This window comes from Nitrospirota bacterium (assembly GCA_016207905.1).
Taxonomy (GTDB): domain Bacteria; phylum Nitrospirota; class Thermodesulfovibrionia; order Thermodesulfovibrionales; family JdFR-86; genus JACQZC01.
In genome coordinates, this window is sequence record JACQZC010000075.1 from 11,912 (window position 1) to 36,166 (window position 24,255).

Sequence of the window (24,255 nt, forward strand, 5' to 3'; positions counted from 1 at the left end):
ATGTTTCTTTTTTATAGCCTCATATATCTTCTATCGGTAATCATTCTACTGCCTTATGAGTTCCTGAAAAGGCAAAGGTCGTTAAGAAGAAGATGGCTAAAAGAGAAATTCGGCTTTATCAGGATTAATAAACAGCCTTCATCTATATGGCTTCATGCAGTCTCAGTGGGTGAGGTCATGGCATCCCTGCCTTTCATAAAAGCCCTCAAGGAGCAGTATCCTCGTCTTTATATAGTAGTTTCCACTGTCACCGATACAGGACAGAAAGTGGCATCGGAAAGGCTGAAGGGTATAGCTGAGACGATATACATCCCTTTTGATATAAGCTTCTGTTTGAGGCGGGCTTTGCAATCGATAAAACCTATTCTTTTTATCGCAGTAGAGACAGAGATATGGCCTAATATATTCAGGGTCATGAGAATCAGCGAAGTTCCTGTTGCCATTGTTAATGGAAGGATTTCTTCTGCCTCATTCAGGGGCTATATGAGGATAAGGGTTTTTATGAAAAGGGTTCTTGAAAATGTAGACCTTTTCTGTATGCAGGAGCCTGAATATGCTCAAAGGATAATCGCTATCGGCGCAAAAAAGCATGCTGTATCGGTTACAGGGAATTTTAAGTTTGACCTGAAGGCATCTTCTCAAAGACCTTTATGGGCTAACTGCATTCAGGGCAATGCCATCATAGCTGGAAGCACCCACAAAGGAGAGGAGGATTTAGTTCTCTCTGTTTTCATGGCCCTTAAAAAGGACTTTCCTAACCTGAATCTGATTCTTGCACCGAGACACCCTGAGAGATTTAACGAGGTAGAAGACTTAATCAAGTCAAAAGGGGTGTCTTATTTAAGAAGAAGCAGGCTTTCAGGCTTTGAGGGCTCATCTGCTGTGATTTTGCTTGATACGATTGGAGAGCTTTTCTCTGCATATAGCATAGCCGATATTGCAATAATAGGTGGGAGCTTTATAAAGCATGGTGGACAAAACCCTCTTGAGCCTGCATACTGGGGGAAACCCGTTGTTTGCGGGCCTCATATGGAAAACTTCCCTTTTGTAGAGGAATTCCTAAAAGAGGGTGCAATCATAAGGGCAGATGAGTTGACCTTGTATCGGATTCTTAAGGAGCTTCTCAGAGACCCAGAGAAACGCAGTGCCATAGGCATCAGGGCAAAGGAGCTATGCATGGAAAAAACCGGGGCTGTTCAAAACACACTAAAGGCACTTGAAAGGTACCTGGAAAAATATGGGACCATTTGAGCTTATATATTATATAGGCTATAAGGTTAAGAAGCTCTATGACAAAGGCAGGCAGAGGAGACTCACCTCAACTGTCATAAGCATTGGCAATATAACAGTTGGCGGCACAGGCAAAACCCCTTTGGTGATGGCAACTGCCCGTGAGGCTTTCAAAAAGGGGTTAAACCCATGTATCCTTACAAGAGGCTATAAGGGAAGCCTTAATCTGCCCTCTTTTGTCAGCAAAGGTTTTGGAGCTTTACTTACTGAGAAGGAAGCAGGCGATGAGCCAGTGCTTATGGCTGAAAAATTAAGCATGGTTCCAATAGTTAAGGCTAAGGACAGGTATGAAGGAGGTATATTTGCCATAGAGGAGCTAAAGCCAATAGCTCCGTTTCTTTTTATCTTAGACGATGGGTTTCAGCATTTCAGGCTCCATAGGGATAAGGATATCCTTCTTATAAATGCCCTGAACCCTTTTGGAAATGGAAAACTCCTTCCAATTGGCACCCTGAGGGAGCCATTGAGACAGATTAAAAGGGCAGATGTGCTTGTCATAACAAACAGTCCTGATTCACATGGAAAAGAGATGGAAAACCTTGTCTTGGAGATAAGAAAATATAATCCATATTGTCCTTTGTTCTTTGGAAGGCATATACCTGCTTATGTAAAGGAAGCCTCTAACAGGGAATTCCCCATAGACATGCTTTACGGTAAGAACATTTACGCTTTCTGCGCAATAGGCGAGCCAGAGTCTTTCTTAAACACACTTAATTTTATGGGTGTCAACCTAAAGGGGTTTAGGCAATACAGGGACCATTACAGGTTCAAAGGTCGGGATATTAAGGCAATACAAAGAGAGGCTGAAAGGTGCGGTTCGGAATGGATAATCACAACGGAAAAGGATATAATACGACTGAAGGATATTGGGCTTCCCGATAACCTTGTTACGCTTGGCATTGAGTTTAAAATCGACAATGGATTTTATGATGAGGTTTTTAAAGGGCTAATGCCCGTATGAAATATTTATGGAGGTCTTATGGTCTGTTATATAAATGTTAAAAGCAGGCAGAGAAACGAGTTTATAGACATCACAGAGGATATAGCTAATGTCATAAAAGAGGCAGGAGTAAAAAGCGGAATATGCTTTATATATGTGCCTCATACAACTGCGGCAGTCACGGTAAACGAGGGAGCAGACCCATCTGTGTATCGCGACATACAACAGACCCTCTCGAGGCTTATTCCATATGAGATGAATTATTCCCACCGGGAAGGCAATGCAGATGCCCATATCAAATCCACCTTAGTAGGGGTCTCGCAGTATGTGCCAATAGAGGATGGAAAGCTTGTGCTTGGGACATGGCAGGCTGTTTATTTCTGCGAATTCGATGGACCAAGACACCGCAGGGTTGCCCTTAAATTCATAGTCAGCGAAAAAGTCACCGAACCAAAGAAATGAAAAAATACGATGTGATAATCGTGGGCGCAGGTCCTGCAGGGATATTCTCTGCCATTAAGCTCATAGAGGAAAGACCTAACCTCAAAGTCCTTATCATAGAGAAGGGCAAGGACATCGAGAAAAGGTATTGCCCTATGAAGTTAAAAGAGGTCTCATGCACTGCGTGCCCTCAGTGTGCACTTCTTAGCGGATGGGGAGGCGCAGGTGCATTCAGCGATGGAAAGCTGAATCTCTCGCCCGATGTCGGAGGCTTTCTTTCGAGATATATCGAAAGGGATGAGCTTGACTCTCTCATACGGCATGTGGATGACCTTTATGTGAGATTCGGTGCGCCTAAAAAAATCTATGGCGGGGATAAGGAACAGATTAGAGAACTTCAGAGCCTTGCGGCAAAGAACGACCTCGTATTCGTACCATCCCGAATAAGGCATATTGGAACGGAAAGATGTGCAAAACTTCTTAAGGCAATGAAAAGGTATCTTAATAAAAATGTGGAGACGATTTTCGATTCGGATGCAAAGCAGGTGCTCGTTAGAAATAAAAAAGCAGAAGGGGTCAAATTAAAAAACGGTAAAGAGCTATTCTCGGACTTTGTAATCCTTGCACCCGGAAGAGAGGGTGCAAAGTGGCTTGAGGAGGAGACAAAGAGGCTCAAACTTACTGTCCTTCAAAACCCAGTGGACATCGGAGTAAGGGTCGAGATTCCTGCCTCTGTATTCGAGCACCTGACAGACATTGCATATGAGCCGAAACTCATTTTTTATTCAAAGAGGTTCGATGACAGGGTAAGAACATTCTGTGTTAATCCATACGGAGAGGTCGTCAAGGAGTACCTTAATGGCATATGGACGGTCAATGGCCATAGCTATGCAAGCAGAAAGACAAACTATACGAACTTTGCAATCCTTGTGAGCACAACATTTACAGAGCCTTTTAATGAGCCAATCTCTTATGGAAGGTATATAGCAAGGCTTGCTAATTTCCTTGGACAAGGGGTTATTGTCCAGAGATTGGGAGACCTTGTATCAGGCAGGCGCTCGACACACGAAAGAATCGCAAAAGGAGTTGTTCAGCCAACCCTTAAGGATGCAACCCCAGGAGATTTGAGCTTTGTAATCCCATACCGCTACCTGTCGGATATACTTGAGATGCTTCAGGCACTGGATAAGATTGCACCAGGTATAAACTCAAGACACACACTTCTTTATGGCGTGGAGGTAAAATTTTACTCTATGCAGTTGAAACTAACTAACACCCTTCAGACAGAGATAGAAAACCTTTTTGCAATAGGAGATGGTGCAGGCGTATCGAGGGGGCTTGTTCAGGCATCAGCCTCAGGAGTTATAGCCGCAAGAGAAATATCGAGAAGACTGTCTTAGAGTCTCACCACACTACGAAAAGCCTTTTTATGTTCTTAATCTCCTCATTTAAGCCTTTTGTTTTTTTAAGGTTAAAATCCGTATAGGTCTTTATTAAAAGTCCCTCTGGTTTATCCTCAATCTTTATTGCACCATCTCTGCCTGTAAGATAGAGCCTTGCAGGGCTTAATGCCAACTGCATTTTTTGATTCAATCTCTTTGAGGTTATAACTGCAATCTCAGGCGAGACTGCATCGAAAAATCCTTTATGTATGGATTTTACCGAGCCATGATGCGGAACCTTAAGCACCTTGCTTTTAAGCCATTTTCCAAGATGCGATATGTCTTCCTCTGTCTCTTCTTCTATGTCTCCTGTAAATAGAAACCCTATTTTGCCTTCGACCCTGATTACGAGGGAATCGTTATTTTCCTCTACAGCGGTATTATTATGGGAAGTATAAAACTCTTTATAGGGATGAAAGACATAGATGCTATAGCCATCTTTTTTAATATAATCTCCTCTTTTAAGGGTTCTGTGTTTTATGTGGGAAGGGAGTTTTCCGGGATAAAATATATCTCCATTGTCCCATATCTCTCTGACCCAGAATCTTTTAAGGAGATACCCGATACCGCCTATATGGTCTTCGTGTCCATGGCTTAGCACAAGGGCTGAGAGCTCACTTATTGCATGGTATCTCAGGTATCCTACGGTTTCATGTCCGCTTTTCCCTGTATCGACTGCTATTGTTCTGCCATCTACAAGCTCTATGACAGAGGCATCGCCCTGAGATGGTGCAAGGAATGTGACTGTCAGATGCCTTTCCGATGTCCCTGCATAAACAGAATAAACTACTACAAGGATTAATGGTAAGAAAAGGATATATCTTTTCTTAAACACTGCATACATGAGAAAGCATGCATAATAAAATATGATTATATATATAGGGAATGCAGGTACTCCTACGGATGAAAAAGGTATGCCTGCAAATGACCTCACAAGAAATATGGAAAGATTAGAGACATTGCCAATAAGAGGCGCAGTAAAAGAACTGCCTGTCATAAGGTATAAGAGGGAATCCAAAAGAGACACAGGAACCAGTATGAAGCCAACTATAGGGGTGACAATAAGGTTTGTAATAGGCGAGATGAGGGAGAACCTGTGGAAGTAATATAAAACGAATGGTGCCACGCCCAATGTGGCAGTGAGCGTTATGAGCAGGCTGTTCAGGGGATAGCTCTTGAGCTTTGCCCTCGGAATTCTGTCCCTTAAGAAAAGACCAATGAAAAAAACAGCAGAAAACGACATCAGAAACGAAAGGTCTAAGACAACCTCCGGCTCCCAGAGGATAAGTATTACGCCTGCAAACAAAAGAAAGTTAAGCCAGTAGCCCTTTTTGCTTATAAGGATGCCAAAAAGGAAAAGGCTTATCATTACAAATGACCTTATGGAAGGTATGCTTGCACCAGATATGCCTAAGTAAAAAAGCATAAAGGGTATAGCAAGGATTGAGGATGCCTGTGAAGGACTAACATAGACCGTAAGCCTCTCAAGAGAGCTGTACGGAAGCAGTCCTATGAGGAGCCTGAATATGGCAAATATGAGCATGGAGAAAAGACCAAAGTGGGTGCCTGAGATGCTAAGGAGATGTGCAAGCCCTGTTAGGTTGAATGCCTCCTTGAGTTCAGCACTCATCTCTTCCCTTTGTCCTGTTGTGACAGCCATTATGAGGGATGCTGAATCCTGTAAAAAATTTTTCTTTATGGATTCGTTAATCTTAGCCCTTGTAGTTTCGAGCAGACTAAGGTCTTTTTCTTCTATCACGGATTGTAAGACTGCATATGGTCTTTCGAAATCACCAGGATTTAGCTTCTCTCCCGGCATATAAATCGTCACCTTTAGCCTGCATCTCCTGCCATGCTCAAACTGCCTGTCAGAGAAGATATCCAGTTTATGCAGGTTTAAATCCATGGACTGTCTTTTTTGGAAGTTTTCAATGTCCCTGATGGAGCTGACCTTGAATTCCTGTGCAAAACCATCTTCTGTCCTTAGACCTGCTGAGCTGAATACGCCATTTATCTCAGCCTCGATACGGCTTAGATATGGGCTATGAGGCTGTCTTACGAGGACATACAGTATGCCAAAGACAATGAGGCCTAAGAGAAAGAAACTTTTCCTTTCCATGGAGCGTAGGATGAGTGCAAGGCTTAATAAAAGAAGGATAACTGTCAGATAGGGAAAATACTGAAATGCATAGAAGGCAGTTACCCCTCCTATGAAGGCTAAAAGGAATCTCATGACATCTTTTTTCTGATTACATCTGCTATGTCGCCTGAAAGCTCTCTTATGGTCTTCATATCCCTGCCTTCAAGCATCACCCTTATCTTAGGCTCTGTGCCTGATGCCCGAACCAACACCCTTCCTTTGTCTTTGAGTTTTTCTTCTGCCTTTAAGATTGCCGATTGTATCTCAGGAACTGTTTTTATATCCTTTGCCGTTTTAACAGGGACATTTACGAGCACCTGCGGGTAAAGCTTAATCTTGTCTCTGAAATTGGAAAGCAGAAGTCCTTTCTTTTTCATAAGGGTAATGACATGAAGTGCAGTTATCGGACCGTCACCGGTTGTATTGTAATCTAAAAAGATTATATGACCTGACTGTTCTCCGCCTAAGTTATATCCATCCTTCAGCATTCTTTCCGTTACAAATCTGTCTCCTACCTTTGTCCTTATGAGCGTTATTCCATGCCTTTTGAGGTAATGCTCAAGCCCAAGGTTGCTCATGACAGTTGCAACCACAGTGTTTTTCTTGAGCCTTCCTTTGTCCTTCATCTCAACTGCCCACATGCCTAAGACATGGTCTCCATCAACGGTCCTTCCTTTTTCGTCCAAAAACAGGGTTCTGTCTGCATCTCCATCATGGGCTATCCCGATATGAGCCCTGTGCTCCTTAACCACTGCCTTGAGCCTGCCAAGATTGAGTGAGCCACAGTCTTTATTAATATTAATGCCGTCTGGCTTATCTGCAATGGTTATAACATCTGCACCCAATTCCCTGAGAACCCATGGGGTGACTTTGTATGCGGCACCATTTGCACAGTCCACAACAGCCCTGAGCCCCTCGAGGGTCATGCCCTTTGGTATGGTGGACTTGATGTATTCTATATATCTTCCTACTGCATCATCGAGCCTGTATGCCTTGCCTATACTTTGACCACTGGGTCTATGGCTGAGTATGCTATCGTCGAGCACAAGTCTTTCGATTTCATGCTCTATCTGAGTAGGCAGTTTAAATCCCTCTGAGGAGAAGAACTTTATTCCGTTGTCCTCAAATGGGTTATGCGAGGCTGATATGACAATCCCTGCATCGAGCCTTAATGCCCTTGTAAGGAATGCCACCCCTGGTGTTGGCATTGGGCCAACTAAAGTTACATTCATGCCCATGGAGCATATGCCTGATGTCAGGGCAGACTCTATCATATAGCCTGAAAGCCTCGTGTCTTTACCGATGAGTATTGTATTTCTGCCATGCCCTTTGCCTAAGAGCCTGCCTGCGGCCATTCCGATTCTAAGAACGCACTCAGGCGTCATTGGATATTTATTAACCTTGCCCCTTATGCCATCTGTCCCAAATAGTCTCATGGTGTATTCCTTTTTAGTTGTTTCCTCTCGGAAGTAGTAACACTTATAGAGGAAGGGTTTATTTCTGCCACTTTCAAAAATGCCGGAACCCTTATAGTCTGACCCCTGATTGTAAAACTCTGCCTGCCTAACTTTGCATTGCTCATATCTACATATATATGGATGCTCGATGGCGTTATGTTTTTAAGAAGCCTTTCTGGTCCTTTTAAATTGACTGTAATTATAGGTATATTATCACCTATTATCTCAAGTTCTTCGGGAAGGTTTTTGAACTCGACCTGCACATCTATGGTCTGCATCGTCTGCTCTTTCGAGACAACGAAAAGCCACATGACTATGGCAAAAAGAAGTGCTGAGACCTTAAGCCAGAGGTTCTTTTTCATCATAGCTCTTTTTTCCTCTCCGTAAAGATTTCAGTAAGCCTGTTTCTCAGTCCTGTCATATCCAGATGTGCATCGAGCCTGCTTCCGATTGCCATGGATATAGCTCCTGTCTCCTCCGAGACTATTATAGCAATTGCGTCTGTCTCTTCTGTAATGCCGAGTGCGGCTCTGTGCCTTGTGCCAAGTGCCTTGCTGATTTTAGGAGCAGGCGAGATAGGCAGAAAACAGCCTGCTGATACGACCCTGTTTCCCTTTATGATTATAGCTCCGTCATGTATAGGAGATGTTGGATGAAATATACTTAAAATCAGTTCTTTCGAGACCTTTGCATCCAGATTAGTTCCTATCTCTATGAAGTCCTTGAGGTCTGTTTCCCTCGCAAGAATAATTAATGCACCAATCTTTCTGTTTGACATGGCAACGGATGCCCTTACAATCTCCTCGAGACTTCTCAGCTCCTCGGCTGATGTAAATGCCCCAAGAAGAGATGTCTCGCCTATTTTTGCAAGTGCCCTTCTTATCTCGGGCTGAAAGATGACTATAAGGGCTATCACTATATATGCCCAGAACCCCTGAAGAAGCCAATCTAAGGTATAAAGTGGCAGATACCTCGACACCACGGAAGCTATCAGCAGGATTACGAGCCCTATGAGCATCTGTGCGGCTTTTGTGCCCTTTATTATGAGCAAAAGACGGTAAAGTATCACTGAGACCAGTGCAATGTCAAGGACATCCCGCCATGTAAGTTGCATGATTAGCTTTATCATATCCGTTTTCTCAGCCACATTGGCGGCAGGGCGATATGGAATCCGCCATTGCCATCGGAATAAACAACCTTTGTTATCCCTGCATTCAGAATAATTCTTTTGCACATCATACAAGGCTCCGAGTTACATTCCCTTAGTCCGTTGTCAATGCCTGATATGTAAATAGTTGCTCCACTAAGCTCCTCTGCCGATGCCCTGATTATGGCGTTTGCCTCTGCATGTACGCTATGGCAGAGCTCGTATCGTTCGCCATGTGGTATCTTAAGCTCCTTTCTTGTGCATCTGCCGACTGAAAGACAGTCTTTCATGCCACGGGGCGCGCCATTATATCCGGTGCTGATAATCGTATTATCCTTTGTCACAATTGCACCATATCTCCGCCTGAGGCATGTAGCCCGCTCGGATACTGCCCTTGCGATATTTATGAAATATTCATCCCAGCCCGGCCTATTCTTTTTCTTCATAACAGTCTTTCTTTTAAGAAGGTTTTTTAAAAGGCAGAAGCATCACCTATTTTATCACAATCCCTATGTGTTCTCCCACACCCCCGGTATGGAGACGTTACAGAACTTGCACCTGCCTTTAACGATATTGTTTTGTGCCACAAAGTATCCATGCCGCTCTATAAGAAGTCTTTTACAGTTATGGCAGGATGTGTTCTCTGAAGTGCTCCTTATGTTTCCGATATACACATATCTGAGCCCTACATCCATCGCTGTTTTTCTTGCATTATCGAGGGTCTCGGGTGGGGTAGGTGGAAGGTCCTTCAGTTTATAGTAGGGGAAAAACCGTGAGAAATGCACTGGAGTATCGGGTCCGACATTTTTAAGAATCCACCTGCTCATCTCCTTTATCTCATCCATGCTGTCATTAAGGCTTGGTATAATGAGGTTTGTAAGCTCAAGCCATACGCCTTCATCTTTAAGCGTAACTATCGAATCCAAAACAGGCTTAAGCCTTCCTCCGCATATCCTGCCATAGAAGTCCTCGGTAAATGCCTTAAGGTCCACATCAGAGGCATCGAGATGCCTTGCAAGCTCTCTCAAGGGCTTTTCCTTTATGTACCCGCATGTATGGATTGTGTTTTTTATACCGTATTTTTTTGCTATCACTGCAATGTCAAGCATATATTCGTAAAACACGGTTGGCTCCGTATATGTATAGCAGATGCTCTTTGATTTATAGGAAATCGCCTGTCTTACAACCTCCTCTGGCGGGATCTCGTAGAAGTCCGCCTCCTCGGGCTTTGCCTGAGATATCTGCCAGTTCTGACAGAACTTGCATCCAAGCACACAGCCCACAGTGGCAATGGAGAAAGCAGTTGTTGCAGGCAGAAAATGATAGAAGGGCTTTTTCTCTATTGGGTCTACATGAACAGCACAGGGCTTTCCGTAAACAAGGCTATAAAGCACACCGCCTTTATTAATCCTTACCCTGCATCCGCCAACCTCGTATTCGGCAAGAACGCACTCAGTAGGGCATAGCTCGCACCGAACCTTTGCCATAAATTATTATAACTGGTTCGGCTATGTTATTGACATATGACTACAAATAATGATAAAAAAGTAATATGCCCGAGGATATAACTGAAGGCGTAAGCAGTAAGGACCTTGACCTTGTCAAGGATGTTTTGATAACCATTACCAAGACTGTCAAGACCTTTAATGTGTATCCAAAGGACAACCCCATATACCAGAGATTTGCAACTGCACTTTCCGAAAAATTCAATACCTACTTTGAAACCCATGATGACCTTATCCTCGATATAGATCGCAACTCCTTGCTTTACGAGGAAAATGAGGTTTTCCATAGCGAGGAGTTAACCGATAACATTGCCCTTTTACTTTATGCAGACGGTATAAGGCAGATAAGTTTTCATAAGGGTATGACATTTGACGAGATAGTGGATTTCATCGATGTCTTAAGGCTTGCACCGAGGGAAAGCCTTCATGACGATATAACGACACTCCTCTGGGATAAGAATATCAAACACCTTGAATATATCGTTGCCGAAGAGACTGTGGATGAGGAGCTTGCAGGAGAAGAGGCTGTCTCCGAAGATGTGGAAGAGGTCACCACTATTTATGGAGCCTCTTATTCGGAGCTAACAATAAAGCCCGTTTTCCTTGAACTGAAGACAGAGCCACTCACCGATGAGGAGCTATCATCCATAAAAACAGAGGTGATTGGATTATCAGAGAAATCGCTTCTTTCCTCTGCAACAAATCTCTTCCTTGCAATGCTGACAGTCGAAAAGGACATGGAAGAGTTTTCAAGACTAACGGAGGGCATTGGAAAGGTAATGGATATGCGGTTGAAAGACAATGACCTTAAAGGTGTGCTCGAGATACTCCAGAAGCTAAAGAAGGTGGCAGGTGTTTCATCCATGCCCGAACAAAAAGAGATAATCGACAATATTATTTCAAAGGCAGGTAATATCGAAAACCTGAGAAGGCTTTTTGGGGAGTCTTTACCTGCAGAGGACATCACCAGTTATCTCATGCTTCTCAAGAAAAGCTCTTTGCCCAATATGATTGAGATTCTGGGAGAGCTTCAGGATAGAAAACATAGAAAGCTTCTCTGTAGCATCCTCATCGAGCTTGGCAAACAGGACATCGGTGCTTTCTCGGCAGGTATTACCGATAAACGGTGGTATCTCGTAAGAAACATAGTGATGATTCTTGGCATGATAAAAGAGCCTGCCGCACTTAAGCTTATAGAGAAGGCATTGAAGCACCCAGAGCCAAGGGTAAGGAGGGAGGCATTAAGGGCACTTGAATGTATTGGCTCCGAGGAGATTAAGAAGCTTCTTTTTTTGGCACTAAAGGATGAGGACTCTGCCGTAAGAACTGGTGCACTCAGAGCAATGAGAAGAATCGGTGGTGCAGACCTTTTCCATCTGCTGAAAGGAAGTGTATCGAGGGAGGAGCTTAAGAAAAAATCATTTACGGAAAAGAAGGAACTGCTTGAAGCCTTAGCCTCTTTAGGAGGACAAGAGGCATTCCCGCTTCTTTTGGAGCTATTTAAAAAGAAAGGGCTGATAGAAAAAGACGACACTACAGAGATAAGGGCATGTGCGGCATATGCCCTTGGCATTATTAGAAGCCCAGAGGCTATCTCCCTTCTTCAGAAAGAAACCAGTGCAAAGAAAAGCCTTTTAAGAGATGCCTGTCTTAGGGCTATTAAGGAGGCAAAAATAGGTGGAGCCACTTAGAGAAAAGGTTCATAAATACGGAAGAACGATAATATCCAATTTCTGCGCCCTCGTCAGGATGACAGGACTTTATGATGCAATGAACGAGACGGTTCTCAATGCGGCTAAAAGGCTTATATCGAGTCTTGAGTTTTTCTTAGGAGACAAAGGAGAGCTTAATATTAAGATGGTCGAGGGCTCCTTTTATATAGAAGGGGTTAGGATAAGGGCAGGGGTTTCTGATATAGAGAATTTTACTTATCTTGCAGAGGAGTTTAAAAAAAGGTCGATTGGTGTGCTAAGTTTCAAGGTTCCTTTACAGGCAGACGACCTCATATATCTTGCCTATGCGATTAAAGGCGGTGCAGAAGCCACTTCTGTGCAGTCAGCCCTTGAAGGCAGGCTAACAAAAGGACTTAGTGTCGGCGGACCTGTGTTTTTACAAAAACAAGGAGGCATCGATTTAAAGGACAGCCAGGCTGTCGCAAAGCAGGCTTATCTGAAAGCCGTTTCTGCTATGAAGGAACTGGATACCTCTATTAAGGCAGGACATTCGCCAAACCTCAAGAAGGTTAAGAAATCCATCCAATCGATAGTTGACCGCATCCTGTCTGATGAGGAATGTATTTTAGGTTTCACCACTATCAAGGATGTCCCTAACTATAGCCATTACCACTCTGTGAATGTAGCCATACTTTCTACTGCCATAGGCAAAAGAATCGGTCTTAACAGAACATACCTGAGCAAACTGGCAATGACTGCATTCTTTCATGACATTGGAAAGGTCAACATACCCCTCAGCATCCTGAATAAGGAAACAGACTTTGTCCCTAAAGAAAAGGAGCTTTTGAGGAGGCATCCTATAGAGGGAATAAAAATCCTCTTGAAGCTGTTGGGGCTGGATGAAACCTCTATTTTATCGATATTTGTGTCATTTGAGCACCATATGAAACTTAACCTTTCAGGCTATCCACAGACCTCGACAGGAAGAAAACTTAACATCTTTAGTAGAATCATCAGCATAGCAGACGACTACGATAGCTATGTCTCAGGAAAGGTTTATGAACGGAGGACACTTTCTGTAGAAGAGGCATTAACTACGATGTATAATGCCAGCGGAACACTCTATGACCCATCCCTTATGAAGGCGTTTGTCGAAATCTTCAGATAGTCCTTAGGCACCGACTTTTTTTAACCTGCCCTTCAGGATATTCCGAGCGTCCTCAAAAACTTTTAAGTAGCTTTCATCCTGATAATCCCTATAGGTGTTTATGTGTGGGTGGAATCTATTTGTCTTGAATATAAGGGTTACCTCGGCAAATATGCCTTCTCCTAAATAAAGCCTGTGCGAGTAGTCTTTTGTCGATGCAAGAACAACCTTGGCAGGGGTTAGATACCCCGGGTCGAGATTAACCGTTCTTTTACCTACAACTGAAAGCTCCGTCTCTATGGCATTGGTTTTTGTCTTTATGTCCTTTAGGGAATCCTGATTTATAAGTCTTTCAAAGAAGATAAATTTTCTCTCTATAGAAGAGCCAAGCTCTCCTCTATAATACTCCGAGTAGTTCCACTTCATCACAGGGCTTTCTAAGATTATATCTCCAAAACACTCACAGAGTCTTTTCTCTGCCATATGCAGTCGCTCTTCGGAGCCAAAGAGTATGCCTACAAAGAGCATCGAAAGCATCGTTATTCCCGAATTAGCTTTGTATAAAAGGCAACTGCCTGTGGGGAGTCGAACTCTACAGGTCCTTTTAGTATCTCCCTGAGAATGCCGTTTTTATCAACTATAAATGTCTCTGGCACTCCTGTCAGTCCATATGTCAGCGAGACCTCGCCACGAGAGTCTATAAGGAGAGGCAGGTTGTATTTATTCTGGCTGAGATATCTTATAGCATCTTCGGGATTGTCTTTATAAAGGATTGTTATTATGCGGAGACCTTTTTGAAGGATAGGCTCCGAGCCTTGTGTCATACTGTAAAGGTTCTGAAGATATGGCATCTCATCCTTGCATGACTGACACCATGATGCCCAGAAATTTATCAACACCACAGAGCCCAATGTGTCTTTAAGCCTCCAGATTTTCCCCTCAGGGGCTTTTAGCTCGAAATCAGGTGATATAAGACCGACCCCTGCTTTTTCCTTTGACTTTTTTGCAGGGACAAAAAGCACAACTGCGATAAAGACAACGATTAGAGCTATGATTAGAGCTATGACGAGAGATTTTTTTGTCTTCAAGGTATAGGGTTGTTAATTAACTCCTGTTAATATAGGTTTTTCGGTCTCCACAAATGTCGGAGCACCGTTTTCAAGGACAACCCTTATCTTATTTACACCCTTAAATCTTCCTCTCAACAATTCCTCTGATAAGGGGTCTTCGATAATCTTCTGAACTGCCCTTCTCATAGGCCTTGCACCATATGCAGGCTGGCAGTATTTGTCTGTTATCCATTCCTTGACCTCTGTGTCAAGCTCGATAACGAGTTCCTGCTCGAGCAAGAGCTTATTCGTCTCCGAAATCAGAAGGTCTATAATAGAGTGCAGGTGGTTTTTGCTTAATGGGTGGAATACTACTGTCTCGTCCACCCTGTTTAAGAACTCAGGATTGAAGGTCTTTTTAAGCTCGTTAAGGACACTGTCTTTAATCTGCAGGTAAATGTCCTCGGAAGATGTCCTCTGGAAACCAAGTGGAGTTGCCTTTTCGATAATCCTCGCACCTAAATTGGAGGTCATGATTATAACGCAGTTTTTGAAATCGACCCTTCTTCCAAAGCTATCTGTAAGAACACCTTCGTCAAGAACCTGAAGGAGTATATTGAAGACATCCGGATGAGCCTTTTCTATCTCGTCAAAGAGCACGACCGAGTATGGACGTTTTCTGATTTTCTCTGTAAGCTGTCCTCCTTCTTCATAGCCAACATAGCCCGGAGGTGCGCCTGTTAGCCTTGAGACATTGAACCTTTCCACATACTCGGACATGTCTATTTTTATAAGTGCGCTGTCGTCGTTAAAAAGGAACTCCGCAAGTGCCTTTGCAAGCTCGGTCTTTCCAACACCTGTTGGGCCAAGGAAGAAGAACGAGCCAATCGGCTTTTTCCTACTCGTAAGACCTGCCCTTGACCTTCTTATTGCCTTTGAGACTGCCTTTACAGCCTCTTCCTGTGCAATAAGTCTTTTGTGAAGCTCTTGCTCCATATTGAGAAGCTTATCAGAGTCTTTTTCTTCGAGCTTAAAAAGAGGAATGCCTGTTATCTTTGAAACCGTATACGAAATATCATCTTCGGTTACGATAGGGATTTCTTTGTTCAGATTATTTTTCCACTGTCTGCGGACCTGCTCATAAAGTCTTTTTGTCTTTTCCTCTTCGCCTCTGACATTAGCGGCTTTTTCGATGTCATGCAGTTTAACATAAAGGTTCTTCTCTTTCGAAAGTCTGCTTAGCTCGTCTTCCATCTCCTTCATTTCGGGTGATGGAATATGCCTTTTGAGCTTTATCCTTGAGCCTGTCTCGTCAATGACATCGACTGCCTTGTCAGGAAGGTATCTATCTGCGATGTATCTGTCAGACAGTATTACTGCATGGGATATGGCACTTTCGGTGTATTTTACCTTATGGTGTATCTCATATCTGGACTTCAAGCCTCTGAGCATTTTGACAGCCTCATCAACAGGAGGAGGCTGAAGATATATCGGCTGAAACCTTCTTTCTAATGCGGCATCCCTTTCGACATATTTTCTATACTCATTAGGGGTGGTTGCACCTATGCACTGTATCTCGCCTCGGGAAAGTGCAGGCTTGAGCATACTGGATGCATCCACAGAGCCTTCTGCCGCACCTGCTCCAATAAGGGTATGAAATTCGTCTATAAAAAGTATTATATTGTCATACTGGATAATCTCCTTCATTACGACCTTAAGCCTTTCTTCGAACTGTCCCCTGTATTTTGTTCCTGCTATCAGGGAGCCAAGGTCAAGGGAGACAATGCGTTTGCCCAGCAGGTTTTCAGGCACATCGCCTTCAACTATCTTCTGCGCAAGTCCCTCTACGAGTGCGGTTTTCCCAACCCCTGCTTCTCCTACTATTGCAGGGTTGTTCTTAATCCTTCTGCCTAAAATCTGCATTATGCGCTCTATCTGGCTTTCCATACCTATAACAGGGTCGAGCTTTCCTTCTTTTGCCAGTTGTGTGATGTCTCTTCCAAATTCGTCAAGCGCAGGTGTAGGGGACTTTTTCTCTTTGACATGAGGATATGCCTTAAGAACAAGATTAATCGTAAGCTGTCTTGCTCCAAGGAGATTAGCCCCAAAACTCCTCAAGATTTTCCCTGCAATACCTTCGTCTTCTCTGAGGAGACCGAGCAGAAGATGCTCACTTCCGATATAGTTGTGTCCAAGAAGCCGTGCCTCCTCTATGGCAAGCTCGAGAACCTTTTTAGCCCTTGGCGTGAATGGAACATCTCCGAATGTAAGAATGTTACTGCCTGCAGGAAGGTTTCTTTCTATCTCCATGCGAAGCTCATCCGAGGATATGCCCATTTTTCTGAGAATTGCTATTGGCAGTGTGTCTTCTTCCCTTAGGATGGCAAGCAGGAGGTGCTCTGTGCCAAGATAATCATTCTGCCTTTTTTCAGCCTCTTCCTTGGCATATATGATTATCTTTCTTCCCTTTTCCGTAAACTTCTCAAACATATCCTATCCTTAATTAAATAATAATGCTTTCTTAAAATAAATGTCAACTGAGCCTGCGTCATCCATTACCCCTTTTAATTCCGAATTCTGTCTCTAATATCTCCTGTGCAACCTCTTTCATCCTTTCAGGGTCTATCCTCTTTGGCATCTTTCTCTGTAGCTCACTCACTGCCCTTATCATATTTATATATGCATAAGCCGCCTGTGTATCCACTCCCGAGCAGGCTTCAAGATACCTCTCATATTTCTTTATAAGCCTTAAAAGCCTTATGACCATCTCCTCATCAAGCCCACGGCCTCTATCTATACGCTCATCCCATCTGCCTTCTTTCTTCCATAAACGAAGTGTCTGGCTTGATATTTTAATGCCATGCTCTTTTTCAAGCCTTCCGAGTATGTCCCTAACACCTTTTCCACCTGCCTCTCGATAAACCCTGAAGACAAGCTCTCTGTTTTTCTCTGAGCCCTTTGTCATCTAAAACTCCTTTCTTTTTTAGGGTAGGGGGTGCCCCATCTAACCCATTGATTTTAAAGTATTTCTGCTTTGCTTTTGCTTTGTTTTGCTTTGCATTTACTTTGCATTTTTGTCATGCTGAATTTATTTCAGCATCTCCTCAACCATCGTTTTATAAGCCCAATCTATTAAAACTATAGTTAGAATAATAACCTTTTAAATCCCATTTGTCAAGTAAAAAGTGAACTATGGTTTCCATTGCCCGCCACTCACCCGTCATTGCGAGTCCCGAACCTTCGGGACGAAGCAATCTCAGTTTATCTTTTACTCTCATTGACAGGGAATAAGCTCAGGGCATAATATAGTCAGCAGAAAGGCTGTATACAGTAAAAAAGGAAGTTTTCAGCTATGCCTAAAATCTCGCGAGATATTTCAGGAAGGCAACTCCGACCAGCAGGACAGGCGTCTCGCCTGTCAGATATTTCATGGAGACGACATCTTCCTCATTTTCAATTATCAGCGGGCTATTATTTGATCACATTTTCTACATACAACAGGCAATCTTTATCACCCTTACATAAAGATTGTGTTTCCAATGCCATTCGTTTCTTGGATGGCAAGAAGTATGAACTTTTTGCTTTTGTTATATTAGATGACCATGTTCATCTGCTAATAAATCCTATGGATAGATTACCAAAGATAATGCACAGCATAAAAAGCTTTACCGCGCATGAGATCAACAGAATATCAAATAGAAAAGGTAGGGTATGGCAAGATGAGAGCAATGACAGGGTTATAAGAAACGAGAGCGAGTTTTTAAAGAAACTTAACTATATTGCGAACAATCCAATTAAGGCAAATTTATCAAATAGATATGAGGATTATAAATGGCTATACATAAAGGGGTGGATAGACGATGATTTATAGACAGGCGAGACGCCTGTCCTACCATAATTGACTATCCCCCTGTCATTGCGATGCCGAAGCCTCGGCAGAAGAATATCGTATTTCCCTCTATTAAGAGGGGTCAGGGGTGTGTAATCCCCTCTCCCCTTGTGGGAGAGGGTTTAGGGTGAGGGGGATATAACTTGTCTCATATGTGTTGAACCCATACTGTTACTTGAAAGAAACCGACTTATTAACTATACTACTATATGGCTGTTCCAGAGAAAACACCAACCAATATTCAAACACTACAGGCACAGATTCAGTTCAGCGAGAAGCTTAAATTTGTCTCAAACAAAATCCATTCTGCCAACAATATCAACGAGATATTGATTCAGCTTAAGGATGCAATCCTGAGCCTCTTCGATGCCGAAAGGATTACTATCTATCTCGTTGACCCTGTAAATAAGGAGCTCGTATCGAAATACCTTGTTGGCACAGGCATAAGAGAGATAAGGGTGCCTATCTCCAATTCAAGCATTGCCGGCTACACAGCATATAGTGCAAAGGTGTTGAACATTGCCGATGTATATGACACTATGCAGTTGAAAAAAATAGACCCGAATCTGAATTTCGACAAACACTGGGACCAGAAATCGGGATTCACCTCAAAACAGATGCTTTCAGCTCCGATAATATTCGAGAATAAGATTCTTGGGGTCATTCAGCTGATAAATAAGAAACACGGACCTGCCTTTACGAGATTAGACCAGACAAGCATTCTTGAGATAGCACGAGTGCTGGGCATTGCATTCAGAAACCAGGCAAAGATGATACGCACACGATTTGACTACCTCATAAGCCTAAATGTTATTACCGAAGCCGAATTAAGAACAGCTTTGACCATTGCGAGGGAGCAGAAAAAAGATGTCGAGACGGTCATTATGGAAAATTATAAGGTGAAAAAATCTGATATAGGCGCATCCTTGAGCCAGTTCTATGGCTGTCGCTTCATCGAATACGACCCGAAAATAATCATTCAGAAAGACCTGCTGAAGGGTCTTAACATGGCATACCTGAAAAACTCATTCTGGGTTCCTGTGTCTTTGTCAAATGGAAAAGCCACTATCCTGATAGATAATCCGAGGGACCCAAAAATCATGGAAATAAAAAGCCTGATTAAGGCAAAGGAGTATGAATTTCAGGTGGCTTTAAAAGAGGATATATTAAAATTCCTCCATGTCCTCGAAACGGATACAAAGGAAGGTGGTTCCATTACCGATATACTTTCCGAGATGGATGTCAAGGATGAAAAAAGCGAGGTGGAGACAGAATCGGTAGTCGACGAAAATGCAGGCACTATAGTTCGTCTCGTCAACCAGATATTTATCGAGGGCTATGAAAAGGGTGTCTCTGACATCCATATAGAGCCGAGCAAGGCAAAAAAGACAACATATATCCGCTTCAGGGTTGACGGCATATGCCACAAACATCTCGAGGTTCCATTTAGCTATAGTAGCGCCCTTACATCGAGAGTCAAGATTATGGCTAATTTAGACATCTCCGAAAGAAGACTTCCTCAGGACGGAAAGATTAAATTCATCTATAAGGACACACCAATAGAGCTTCGTGTGGCAACACTGCCAACGGTTGGAGGCGAGGATGTCGTAATAAGAATCCTTGCCTCTTCTAAACCAATGACACTGGAGGCACTGAACCTTTCTGACAACGATTACAAGCGTTTCAAGGAGATACTCTCCTATCCATATGGAATCGTTCTTGTCGTAGGACCCACGGGCTCTGGAAAAACCACGACCCTTCATTCTGCATTGGGTTATATAAACACCCCTGAGAGAAAGATATGGACTGCTGAGGACCCTGTCGAAATAACACAGGAGGGCTTAAGACAGCTTGAGGTTAAACCCAAGATAGACCTGAATTTCGCAAGGGCAATGCGTGCATTTCTAAGGGCAGACCCGGATGTCATCATGGTTGGCGAGATGAGAGACCATGAGACAGCCTCGATAGGCGTCGAGGCATCCCTTACAGGTCATCTTGTCTTCAGCACCCTTCATACAAACAGTGCGCCCGAGACCATTGTCAGGCTCATCGATATGGGAATAGACCCTTTTAATTTTGCAGATGCCCTTCTTGGAATTCTGGCACAGCGACTGGCAAGAACATTATGCAAGAAATGTAAAGAACCCTATCATCCATCTGCCGATGAGTTTGAGACCCTCGGCAATGCCTATGGAAAAGAATTCTTTTCCGAATTGGGTATAGCATATGACAATACCCTTACTCTTTACAGAGCAAAGGGCTGTGATGAATGCAATCATACGGGCTATAAAGGCAGGATTGGGCTATTTGAGCTTCTCGTTGCAACCAAGGCAATGAAATCCCTTATGCAGAAAAAATCCACTGCAGAGGAAATCAGAGCCCTTGCTATTAAAGACGGAATGAGAACCCTATTTCATGATGGCATAGCAAAAATCTTCAAAGGATACACTGACTTCAAACAGGTAAGAAGCGTGTGCATGAGCCAGTAACCCTCTGTCTGCCTCTTATGACATCCATCATAGTAACTGTGAAGGGGATGTGGTAGTCTTTATTAAAAGGGTAAGGAGGTGTTTATGGATAGATTCGTAAAAAACTTTATAGCCATGAGCATAGTGTATTTTGTTATTGCCTCGCTCTTTGGCATATGGATGCTCTGGATGCCGTCTCTTGTCAATCTCAGGTTTGTGCACTCCCATCTTATGATGCTCGGTTGGGTCTCGATGATGATATACGGTGTTGGCTATCACATATTGCCGAGGTTTGCAGGAAAGCTCCTTAAAAGCAGGATGCTTGGCGAGGTGCATTTCTGGCTCTCGAACATCGGTCTTTCGGGAATGGTTGTATCTTATATCCTCATGCAGATGAATCCTTCTAAAACCCTCTATGGTACTCTTACAGGGACATTCGGAGTAATTCAGGGGTTTTCTATATTCATATTTTTTTATAACATAATGTTTACTGTGTTTGGAAAGGAGAAGGCTCAGGCTTAATCTTTAAATCGGCAGATATGCCTTTGGGTTTAGGTCAAGCCCTGCTATGTCGCCTGCCATGAGGCGGTGGTATCCTGCAAAGGCAATCATTACTGCATTGTCGGTGCAAAGCTGAGGGGATGGAAGGTAAAGCTTAATCCCTTTTTTAATTGCCATCTCCTTTATACTATGCCTAAGCTCGCTGTTTGCGGCAACTCCGCCTGATAGCGAAAGTCTTTGTATACTCTGTTTTTTAATAGCCCACTCGGATTTTCTTACGAGCACATCGACGATTGCGGACTGAAACGATGCGGCAATGTCAGCAGGTCTGAGTGTAGGCACGCTTCCATTCGGAGGATTTAAGACGAGCTTAACAGCAGTCTTAAGACCGCTAAAGCTGAAATCCATACTTCCTGGAAGATAAGGTCTTGGAAACCTTATTGCCTTTGGATTGCCTTCCTTTGCAATTCTATCTATCTCGGGTCCGCCGGGATAACCAAGCCCAATGAGCTTTGAGACCTTGTCAAATGCCTCTCCTACTGCATCGTCCCTTGTCCTGCCTAATTCTTTGTATCTACAAAACCCATCGACCTTGTAAAGACATGTATGGCCTCCTGATACTATGAGGCTGATGAATGGGAATGCTGGTTTTTCTTCCTCGAGGAATACTGAAAGTATATGTCCCTCTAAGTGGTTGACCGAGATTAAAGGTATGCCCTTTGAATAGCATATTGCCTTTGCAAAGGAACAGCCAACCAGCAAAGAGCCAATAAGCCCCGGTCCTCCGCATACAGCTATGGCTTTAAGCTCATCGAGTGGGTTACCCTTCATTGCCTCATCTACGACAAGCCATATAAACTCCATGTGCCTTCTTCCTGCAAGCTCAGGAACGATACCACCGTATTTTTTATGAATCTCTGTCTGGCTCGACACGATGTTTGAGATTATCTGGACATTGTCTTCATCTATATCGAGCAAAGAGCCTGAGGTGTCATCGCAGGATGTGTCTATGCCTAAAATCAGCATCCGCTTATCTCAGTTTTCTCTGGACAAGCCTTTTCAGTTCTTCGTCTTTTGACAGGACAAGAAAGCTCTGGTAGTGTGCCTTTGCCTCATCGAGCCTACCTCTAACCTCAAGAAGAAGTCCGTAGTTCAGATGAGCCTCTGCATACGAGGGGTTAATGGAAAGTGCCTTTTTATAAAGCTCCTCTGCCTTTTTCCTTTGACCCACTGCCTCTAATGCTACTGCCATGTTGTTCATTGCCTCGAAGTAATCGGGCTTTAGCTTCATTGCTTTTTCATATGCCGAAATGGCGTCTCTTAGTTTTCCCTGTCTTCTGAGAGCAAGGCCTAAGTGGTTGTGAAGGGAAGGGTTGTCAGGCTCTATGAGAAGGGCTTCCTTAAGGAGCTTTTCCGAAACTACATACTTTGATTCCCGAAAATTCTTTATTGCCTCCTCTAAAAGTTGTGAGGTATCTCTTTTTGGAGGCTGTGACTGGATAATGGCAGGCTCTGTTTTTACATCTGGCAAAGCGACTGGGGTCTGATGTTTTGGCTGTTCGGTGCTTTTAATAAAATAGAGTATGAAGAAAAATACGAGTGCCGATGTTGCTAAGACAACAAGCAATGTGCCCCAAAGCCTTTTTCTTCCCTTTACATCTAAGAAAACCCTCATGCGGACTTTTTTTTCTTTTGCCTTTGATTCCTCTGACCGCTTGAGAGCCTTATGGATTATACTCATATATGCTTATCCCTTCAGGAATCCGTGGCTCGAATATAGAGTCTTTAAGCCCTGTGTTTAGCCTGACATCACTAAGGATTATCTCTATTGTGTTTGAGTATGAGTCAGTGACCTTAAATGACATTATAGGAAACCCTGTCTCAGATGGCTCAAGTTCTATACTGTTTATGCCTCCCATTGGAGACTTTGGCTTTAGATATAGGAGCGTTCCCTTTTTGGTTATCTCAAACTCGCTTTGTATGTCCGCAAAACCATTCAGAAGCGCAACAGGCGTCTGTCCATAGCTCTGTCTGTCAAATGCGCCCTTGAATGCCTGACTCTTCTCCTTCTGATAGATAAGCATCTCTTTTCCTTTTATAATAATCTCCTCTGTAACCTTGCCCTGCTTTTGATATGTCCATCTCATCTTTGAGGGTCGTTTTATAAAAAACTCGCCTTTGTATGTTTTAGTTTTCTCAAGGTCTTTTATATAGGTTTTCTGAATGAATGTGCCTTTAATATCCGAAATCCCCTCGTATGCCTTCTGAATCCTTAAGACCTCCGAAGGAATGTCGGTTGCTATGACAGGGGTTACCGTGAGTATGACTATGGGTAGCAAAAAAAATATTTTCCTCATTTTATAAATTAAGAATACCACAAATTTCCTGCCTTTATCAAACATTCCTCTTTATCCCATTTTCCCCACCAAACTCAAGATATGTCCTCTGAGCTATTCTCTTTGTCTCAGGTGTGATGTCTACTCTTCTCATTTTGCCTCATTGGCTTGTCACCCTGAACTTGATTCAGGGTCTAATGTTTTTGCTTTAATTTAATAGGGGTCCCATTTGTCAAGTAAAAAATGAACTATGGTTTTTGTTGGTCATTCCCTGACTCCCTCCCGTCATGCTGAATTCATTTCAGCATCTCATGGGATTCCGAAACAAGTTCGGAATGACAGGAAAGCTTTACTACTCTACCTTGCCAGCATTCTTTCAGCCATTTTTGCCATGAAGACAAAGGAAAATGCATTTACACTTCCTCTTGTCATTGCCCTTTATGAATTCTTGTTTTTTAAAGGCTCTTTAGGCAAGAGAATACTTTATCTTATTCCCTTACTTCTGACCATGCTTATAATTCCCCTTACTCTCATAGGCATTGACAAGCCTGTTGGAGAAATCATCTCAGGAGTAGAGCCTGCAACACGAGGCTATGGGGAAATATCGAGAGGGGACTATCTTTTAACCCAGTTTAGGGTAATTGTTACATATATAAGGCTCTTATTTTTACCTATAAATCAGAATATTGGTTCCTACATTCAATCTCGAAGTGCAACAGATGCGACTTCAAGGGGCGTCTTGTAGCCCAGACATTTTCTGGGCCTTGTGTTAATTAATGATGCTACCATTGCCACCTGCTCATTGGTTATTTTACCGAAGTCCGTGCCTT

Annotated in this window: 23 protein-coding genes; 10 read left to right on the forward strand and 13 right to left on the reverse strand. The window is 43.1% G+C overall.

Annotation, left to right across the window (positions count from 1 at the left end):
• Genes HY805_09190 through HY805_09205 form a run of 4 tightly spaced genes read left to right on the forward strand, consistent with a single transcriptional unit; the run spans nt 1 to nt 4,071 of the window.
• Complete coding sequence (locus HY805_09190; GenBank protein ID MBI4824383.1) at nt 1-1,251, forward strand: 3-deoxy-D-manno-octulosonic acid transferase; 1,251 nt, start codon at nt 1-3, stop codon at nt 1,249-1,251.
• Nucleotides 1,238-2,251, forward strand: a complete 1,014-nt coding sequence (lpxK, locus tag HY805_09195) for a tetraacyldisaccharide 4'-kinase (protein MBI4824384.1) — start codon at nt 1,238-1,240, stop codon at nt 2,249-2,251. Before HY805_09190 ends, lpxK begins: the two co-directional genes overlap by 14 nt.
• Nucleotides 2,252-2,269: 18 nt before the next feature.
• The gene (locus HY805_09200; protein ID MBI4824385.1) at nt 2,270-2,692 is read left to right on the forward strand and encodes a YjbQ family protein; all 423 of its coding nucleotides are present in this window, start codon (nt 2,270-2,272) and stop codon (nt 2,690-2,692) included.
• Entirely contained in the window at nt 2,689-4,071 is a 1,383-nt protein-coding gene (locus tag HY805_09205; protein ID MBI4824386.1) for an NAD(P)/FAD-dependent oxidoreductase, read from the forward strand. The genes HY805_09200 and HY805_09205 overlap by 4 nt, the downstream gene beginning before the upstream one ends.
• Before the next feature lie 4 nt (nt 4,072-4,075).
• Here the strand turns inward: HY805_09205 and HY805_09210 are convergent, their stop codons facing one another.
• From HY805_09210 to amrS, 6 genes are all read right to left on the reverse strand, one after another.
• Nucleotides 4,076-6,346: a DNA internalization-related competence protein ComEC/Rec2 gene (locus HY805_09210; protein MBI4824387.1), complete on the reverse strand. Its 2,271-nt coding sequence runs from the start codon at nt 6,344-6,346 to the stop codon at nt 4,076-4,078.
• Entirely contained in the window at nt 6,343-7,689 is a 1,347-nt protein-coding gene (locus HY805_09215; GenBank protein MBI4824388.1) for a phosphoglucosamine mutase, read from the reverse strand. The genes HY805_09210 and HY805_09215 overlap by 4 nt, the downstream gene beginning before the upstream one ends.
• Complete coding sequence (locus HY805_09220) at nt 7,686-8,075, reverse strand: hypothetical protein (GenBank protein ID MBI4824389.1); 390 nt, start codon at nt 8,073-8,075, stop codon at nt 7,686-7,688. The genes HY805_09215 and HY805_09220 overlap by 4 nt, the downstream gene beginning before the upstream one ends.
• Nucleotides 8,072-8,839, reverse strand: a complete 768-nt coding sequence (locus HY805_09225) for a TIGR00159 family protein (GenBank protein ID MBI4824390.1) — start codon at nt 8,837-8,839, stop codon at nt 8,072-8,074. Before HY805_09225 ends, HY805_09220 begins: the two co-directional genes overlap by 4 nt.
• Nucleotides 8,836-9,303: a dCMP deaminase family protein gene (locus HY805_09230; GenBank protein MBI4824391.1), complete on the reverse strand. Its 468-nt coding sequence runs from the start codon at nt 9,301-9,303 to the stop codon at nt 8,836-8,838. Before HY805_09230 ends, HY805_09225 begins: the two co-directional genes overlap by 4 nt.
• Before the next feature lie 63 nt (nt 9,304-9,366).
• Nucleotides 9,367-10,344: an AmmeMemoRadiSam system radical SAM enzyme gene (gene amrS / locus HY805_09235; GenBank protein ID MBI4824392.1), complete on the reverse strand. Its 978-nt coding sequence runs from the start codon at nt 10,342-10,344 to the stop codon at nt 9,367-9,369.
• 65 nt (nt 10,345-10,409) lie between these two features.
• On the opposite strand from amrS, the gene HY805_09240 reads away from it, so the two are divergent.
• On the forward strand, nt 10,410-12,053 hold the full coding sequence (locus HY805_09240; protein MBI4824393.1) for a HEAT repeat domain-containing protein: 1,644 nt from the start codon (nt 10,410-10,412) through the stop codon (nt 12,051-12,053).
• Nucleotides 12,040-13,203: an HD domain-containing protein gene (locus HY805_09245; protein ID MBI4824394.1), complete on the forward strand. Its 1,164-nt coding sequence runs from the start codon at nt 12,040-12,042 to the stop codon at nt 13,201-13,203. The genes HY805_09240 and HY805_09245 overlap by 14 nt, the downstream gene beginning before the upstream one ends.
• 3 nt (nt 13,204-13,206) lie before the next feature.
• Here HY805_09245 and HY805_09250 read toward each other — a convergent pair whose 3' ends face one another.
• The 4 genes from HY805_09250 to HY805_09265 are packed head-to-tail and all read right to left on the reverse strand — an operon-like array spanning nt 13,207 to nt 17,196.
• Entirely contained in the window at nt 13,207-13,710 is a 504-nt protein-coding gene (locus tag HY805_09250) for a DUF4416 family protein (protein MBI4824395.1), read from the reverse strand.
• An 11-nt stretch (nt 13,711-13,721) separates the two neighbouring features.
• The gene (locus HY805_09255) at nt 13,722-14,270 is read right to left on the reverse strand and encodes a TlpA family protein disulfide reductase (GenBank protein MBI4824396.1); all 549 of its coding nucleotides are present in this window, start codon (nt 14,268-14,270) and stop codon (nt 13,722-13,724) included.
• Nucleotides 14,271-14,282: 12 nt separating this feature from the next.
• Nucleotides 14,283-16,721, reverse strand: coding sequence for an ATP-dependent Clp protease ATP-binding subunit (locus HY805_09260; protein ID MBI4824397.1), 2,439 nt, complete (start codon nt 16,719-16,721; stop codon nt 14,283-14,285).
• A gap of 58 nt (nt 16,722-16,779) precedes the next feature.
• Complete coding sequence (locus tag HY805_09265) at nt 16,780-17,196, reverse strand: hypothetical protein (protein MBI4824398.1); 417 nt, start codon at nt 17,194-17,196, stop codon at nt 16,780-16,782.
• A 387-nt stretch (nt 17,197-17,583) separates the two neighbouring features.
• On the opposite strand from HY805_09265, the gene HY805_09270 reads away from it, so the two are divergent.
• The 3 genes from HY805_09270 to HY805_09280 all read left to right on the forward strand — a co-directional run bounded on the left by HY805_09270 (nt 17,584) and on the right by HY805_09280 (nt 21,110).
• Entirely contained in the window at nt 17,584-18,102 is a 519-nt protein-coding gene (locus tag HY805_09270; protein MBI4824399.1) for a transposase, read from the forward strand.
• 227 nt (nt 18,103-18,329) lie between these two features.
• Nucleotides 18,330-20,609, forward strand: coding sequence for a GspE/PulE family protein (locus HY805_09275; protein ID MBI4824400.1), 2,280 nt, complete (start codon nt 18,330-18,332; stop codon nt 20,607-20,609).
• 84 nt (nt 20,610-20,693) lie between these two features.
• Nucleotides 20,694-21,110 (forward strand): hypothetical protein, encoded by a 417-nt coding sequence (locus HY805_09280; GenBank protein ID MBI4824401.1) that lies wholly within the window; start codon nt 20,694-20,696, stop codon nt 21,108-21,110.
• A 3-nt stretch (nt 21,111-21,113) separates the two neighbouring features.
• On the opposite strand, the gene tsaD is transcribed toward HY805_09280, so the two are convergent.
• From tsaD to HY805_09295, 3 genes are read right to left on the reverse strand one after another with little or no spacing between them, the layout of a single operon-like run.
• A complete protein-coding gene (tsaD, locus tag HY805_09285) occupies nt 21,114-22,115 on the reverse strand; it encodes a tRNA (adenosine(37)-N6)-threonylcarbamoyltransferase complex transferase subunit TsaD (protein MBI4824402.1) in 1,002 nt (333 codons plus the stop codon).
• A 4-nt stretch (nt 22,116-22,119) separates the two neighbouring features.
• Nucleotides 22,120-22,830 carry a tetratricopeptide repeat protein gene (locus HY805_09290; protein MBI4824403.1) on the reverse strand — a complete coding sequence of 237 codons (711 nt, stop codon included), beginning with the start codon at nt 22,828-22,830 and terminating at the stop codon, nt 22,120-22,122.
• The gene (locus HY805_09295; GenBank protein MBI4824404.1) at nt 22,814-23,428 is read right to left on the reverse strand and encodes an outer membrane lipoprotein carrier protein LolA; all 615 of its coding nucleotides are present in this window, start codon (nt 23,426-23,428) and stop codon (nt 22,814-22,816) included. Before HY805_09295 ends, HY805_09290 begins: the two co-directional genes overlap by 17 nt.
• Nucleotides 23,429-23,675: 247 nt before the next feature.
• Between HY805_09295 and HY805_09300 the strand changes: the two genes are divergently transcribed.
• The gene (locus HY805_09300; GenBank protein MBI4824405.1) at nt 23,676-24,170 is read left to right on the forward strand and encodes a hypothetical protein; all 495 of its coding nucleotides are present in this window, start codon (nt 23,676-23,678) and stop codon (nt 24,168-24,170) included.
• The last annotated feature ends 85 nt before the right edge of the window (nt 24,171-24,255 follow it).